The organism is Campylobacter sp. RM9331 (genome assembly GCF_020137685.1).
GTDB lineage: Bacteria > Campylobacterota > Campylobacteria > Campylobacterales > Campylobacteraceae > Campylobacter_E.
On record NZ_JACGBA010000064.1, the window covers coordinates 1 to 516 of the forward strand.

The following is a 516-nucleotide window of genomic DNA, read 5'->3' on the forward strand; positions in this document are numbered from 1 at the left end:
AAAATCTTTAGTAGAACAAAACAATAAAGCTCATATAATAGGTAAAAGATTCATGGAAATTGATATAGCAAAAAGCGTTGGAAATGCTTATAAAGTCTTAAGCCAAGTTGTAAGTGAAGATTTTTTAAACTCTAAAGAATTTTTTAGTAAAGAAGATATTAACAATTTGCCATGTGGGTTTGAGATAGATAATAGTACCTTTAGTGTAGGCAAGATTTTACAAACTAGATATGATTTTGAAGATTATAATGATAAGAATATTCATGCACGAGATTTTCAAAGAATAAAGGGTGCTGATACACTATTTCATTATGATGGTGATGGCAAAATGGATATGTTTCCCGTGCATAGCGATAGTTTTTCTCAAGGTTATTCTATTTTATGGGACGCTAAAGGCGATAATTATAAAAACAATCAAGGAGATGTAAGTCGTGGTGGAATATTAATAGCCGTATTAAGAAATAATCATTTTTTAGTAGAAGGCGAGAGAACTTATTGGGGCAAGATGAGTGGCGG

The 516-nt window shown here is 31.2% G+C and carries 1 protein-coding gene; it reads left to right on the forward strand.

The window, feature by feature from the left end:
• Positions 1 to 52: 52 nt before the first annotated feature.
• Positions 53 to 516 (forward strand): Cj0814 family flagellar-dependent secreted protein (locus AVBRAN9331_RS09775; protein ID WP_442862306.1); only part of this gene is annotated, 464 nt, incomplete at its 3' end.